Annotated in this window: 4 protein-coding genes; 3 read left to right on the top strand and 1 reads right to left on the bottom strand. The window is 63.7% G+C overall.

Going from position 1 to position 3405, the window contains the following annotated elements:
- The coding region (locus tag EOA28_RS29435; protein ID WP_128315556.1) for an MFS transporter at nt 1–338 on the top strand (338 nt) is incomplete at its 5' end.
- 46 nt (nt 339–384) lie between these two features.
- Here EOA28_RS29435 and EOA28_RS29430 read toward each other — a convergent pair.
- Nucleotides 385–957: an NADPH-dependent FMN reductase gene (locus EOA28_RS29430; protein ID WP_126082936.1), complete on the bottom strand. Its 573-nt coding sequence runs from the start codon at nt 955–957 to the stop codon at nt 385–387.
- A gap of 273 nt (nt 958–1230) precedes the next feature.
- Here EOA28_RS29430 and EOA28_RS29425 point away from each other — a divergent pair, with 273 nt between their 5' ends.
- Nucleotides 1231–2109 carry an ABC transporter substrate-binding protein gene (locus tag EOA28_RS29425; RefSeq protein WP_348527714.1) on the top strand — a complete coding sequence of 293 codons (879 nt, stop codon included), beginning with the start codon at nt 1231–1233 and terminating at the stop codon, nt 2107–2109.
- A gap of 50 nt (nt 2110–2159) precedes the next feature.
- Nucleotides 2160–3326, top strand: coding sequence for an ABC transporter permease (locus EOA28_RS29420; protein ID WP_128315557.1), 1167 nt, complete (start codon nt 2160–2162; stop codon nt 3324–3326).
- Nucleotides 3327–3405 lie beyond the last annotated feature (79 nt).

Genomic DNA, 3405 nt, shown 5'->3' with positions numbered 1-3405 from the left:
GCCTCGTGCTCCTGATCGGCTGCGCCACGGTGGCGCTTTCCGGACTGCATCTGTGGCAATTCTGGACCGCGCTGATCCTGCTCGGGCTTGGCTGGAACTTCGGCTTCATCGGCGCAACGGCCATGGTCGCGGCCAGCTACCGCCCCTCCGAGAAAAGCAAGGTGCAGGGTTTCCACGACTTCGTCCTGTTCGGCTCCGTCGCCTTCTCCTCGCTCATGTCAGGCGCGATCTACAACGCATGGGGCTGGACGATGCTCAACTGGGTCGTCTTCCCGGTCGTCGCGCTTTGCTTTGTCGCGCTCGGCACGTTGAGGATGGTAGGCTCCCGCGAACGCTGAGGAAGGTGCCGAGGCCGTTCCGGCGACAAGTCCGAAACGGCCGGCGTCATGCATCAGGCGGGAGCACCTGCAGCACCCGCGCTATGAACATGTGGAACTCGTCCATGTAATTGCGCAGGAATGTTTCGGTTGACGCCACAGTCACCTCGCCGTCGTCGGTGATCAATCCCGGGGTAAACTGGATATAGGCTTCGGGAGAGTTCATCTGGGGTGCGTTGCAGAAGCTGAGCACGCTGCGCAGGCTCTGCTGGGCGACGGCTGTCGCGATCGCGCCTGGCGAGGTTCCGATGACGGCAGTCGGTTTGCGGGCGAAAGAGTTCTTGCCGTAGGGCCTGCTCGCCCAGTCGATTGCGTTCTTCAGGCCGCCGGGGATCGAGCGGTTATATTCCGGCGTGACGAAAAGCACTGCCTGGACGGACGCGATGGCCTTCTTGAACTCCAGGGCGACCGGCGGAAAGTCGGCATCATAGTCGTAGCTGTAGAGCGGCAGGTCCTTGAAGGGGATTTCCGTCATCTCAAGTTCGGGCGGCGCCAGTTTCACGAGGGCCTTCGCAAGCTTGCGGTTGATGGAGCCCTTGGCAAGGCTGCCGATGAGGTAGCCGACTTTATGCTTGGCCATGACCCACTCCCTGTTTTGGCCGCCGACCCGCCTTTCCCTAATATCCCCCAGAACAGGGCAGGCCGCCAGCCGACCTTAGGTCGGCATAGCCATGGCGGGGTGCGGCCGTGGCCTTCGTCTGGCCGAACAAAATTATTGCGTGTATTCCCCTAGTTATGAAACCGTATGCCCCGACCGGCCGTTGAAGCTGTGCTCATATGCGACCACCGACTGATCGGCTTATAGCAAGGGATTTTCACAATGTTTTCAGCTAGAAAGCTCGCTTTCGCGGCGATGGCGCTTGGTATTGCGACGGCATCGGCGAATGCCCAGGTGGTGGTGTCTTCCAAGATCGACACCGAAGGCGGCGTGCTGAGCAACATCATCCAGCTCGTGCTCAACGCCAACAACATCAAGACCACCGACCGCATCCAGCTCGGCGCGACGCCCGTGGTGCGTAAGGCGATCACCGCTGGCGAGATCGACATCTATCCAGAATATACGGGTAATGCCGCCTTCTTCTTCCAGAAGGCCGACGATCCGGTCTGGAAGGACGCCGCCAAGGGCTACGAGACCGCCAAGAAGCTCGACTACGATGCCAACAAGATCGTGTGGCTGTCGCCGTCGCCGGCCAACAACACCTGGGCGATCGCGCTGCGCAAGGAAGTGGCTGACGAGAACAAGCTCGCCACCTTGTCGGACTTCGGCAAGTATGTCGCCGGCGGCGGCAAGGTGGTGCTCGCGGCTTCCGCCGAGTTCGTGAATTCGGCGGCGGCGCTCCCCGCCTTCCAGACGACCTACGGGTTCATGCTGAAGCCGGACCAGTTGATCACCCTCTCCGGCGGAGACACCGCGGCAACCATCGCTGCCGCCGCCAACCAGACCAACGGCGCCAACGCCGCCATGGTCTATGGCACCGACGGCGGCATCCAGCCCTCCGGCCTCGTCGTGCTCGAGGACGACAAGGGTGTGCAGCCGGTCTACCAGCCGGCACCGATCATCCGCGAAGAGGTCCTTAAGCAGCATCCCGAAATCGAGGCGCTGCTGAAGCCGGTCTTCGCCAAGCTCGATCTCGTCACCCTGCAGGAGCTCAATGGCCGCGTCCAACTGGGTGGCGAGCCTGCCAAGGGCGTGGCGGAGGATTTTCTGAAGAAGAACGGGTTCTTGAAGTGAGGTGAGCTCGGCGCGCCGTGCTGCGGCGCGCCGCCGATTGGGGGGCGATCGTGACCATCCGCTTCGACAAGCTCGGCGTCGTCATTGCCGCGATCGTCGCCTACGCTGCGTTGGCGGCCCCCTTTGCGACGTTCCGCGCCAACCGCATTGTGCCAGGCCAGGCGCGTTCGATCCTCGAAGCGCTGCCGCCCGTGCTTGGCATGGTGCTGCTGGCTATGGTGATCGTCGCCGCCATCGTCGCCTTGCTTAAGACGCCGCTGATCCTCAGGCTGGCGGTCAGCGTCGTCGCGCTGGTCGCGCTATCGGTCCTGATCGGCACCGCCGGCGGTTTCCTGACGCCTGCCGGAAACACCTTTGCCCGCGTCGCGCCCGCCTCCGGTTTCTGGCTGCTGATCTTTGCCTTCACCCTGCTGTTGGCCGATGTGCTGACCAGGCTGAACCTGTCGCCCTGGTCGCGCGTCGGCGTGCTCGTCCTTGCCGCGCTCGCCATTGCCGTGCTGCTCGTCTCGGGAAGCTGGGACACCCTCTCCATCCTCAAGGAATATGCCAGCCGCGCCGACAGTTTCTGGGCCGAGGCTTCCAAGCACGTTAGCCTGGCGCTTGGCTCGCTGGCTGGCGCGGTGATCGTCGGCATACCGCTCGGCATCCTTTGCCATCGCGTCGAGAAGCTGCGGGCGGGGGTGCTGAACGTGCTCAACATCATCCAGACCATTCCCTCCATAGCGCTGTTTGGCCTGCTGATCGCGCCGCTCGGCTGGGTCGCCGTCCACGTGCCGGGGGCCGCCGCGATCGGCATCAGGGGCATCGGCACCGCGCCCGCCTTCGTCGCGCTCTTCCTCTATTCGCTGTTGCCGGTGGTGGCCAACACGGTGGTCGGGCTGGCTGGTGTGCCCCGCGCGGCCAACGACGCCGCGCGCGGCATGGGCATGACCGATCGCCAGCGCCTTTTCGATGTCGAGTTCCCGCTCGCCTTTCCGGTGATCCTGACCGGCATCCGCATCGTGCTGGTGCAGAATATCGGCCTTGCCACCATTGCCGCGCTGATTGGCGGCGGCGGCTTCGGCGTGTTCGTTTTCCAGGGCGTCGGCCAGACCGCGATGGATCTGGTGCTGCTCGGCGCGCTGCCCACCGTGGCATTGGCCTTTGCGGCGGCCATCATCCTCGACGCGGTCATCGAGATGACCGCCACCAAGCGCAGGGTAGTTGAAACGGCATGATCGAGATCGAGGGCATCACCAAGCGCTATGACGAGACGACGGTGGTCGACAATGTTTCGATGGTCATTGAGCCGCGCAC

The sequence above is a fragment of the Mesorhizobium sp. M2A.F.Ca.ET.067.02.1.1 genome (assembly GCF_004023285.1).
GTDB lineage: Bacteria > Pseudomonadota > Alphaproteobacteria > Rhizobiales > Rhizobiaceae > Mesorhizobium.
This window is presented reverse-complemented; position numbering and strand designations above follow the sequence as displayed.